The sequence below is a fragment of the Pseudomonas sp. SIMBA_041 genome (assembly GCF_046535095.1).
In the GTDB taxonomy this organism is placed as follows: domain Bacteria; phylum Pseudomonadota; class Gammaproteobacteria; order Pseudomonadales; family Pseudomonadaceae; genus Aquipseudomonas; species Aquipseudomonas mucoides.
Genome location: NZ_JAWRXJ010001040.1, coordinates 1 through 230, shown reverse-complemented (window position 1 = coordinate 230; position 230 = coordinate 1). Strand labels below are relative to the sequence as shown.

Genomic DNA, 230 nt, shown 5'->3' with positions numbered 1-230 from the left:
CTTGAAGTATCAAAAACACTATCTTTATCAGCAAATGGATTTATATTTCCTTTATCATTATATCTCCAATACCATCCACTAGATTTAGCCGCAATTTCAATATTTGTAGAAACCAGTTCTGGGTTATTTACAACGTCAAATTTTGAATCTTCTTTAAATTTTTGGTAGTTTCCTTTCAACGTTAGATGGATAAATCCTCTTCCTCTGTATGGATCATACCAAAATTTATC

General features: G+C 30.4%; 1 protein-coding gene. It reads right to left on the bottom strand.

Annotated features, from left to right (window positions below; translation table 11 throughout):
• On the bottom strand, nt 1-230 hold a 230-nt coding region (locus SB725_RS34275), incomplete at both ends, for a glycoside hydrolase family 19 protein (protein WP_410923839.1).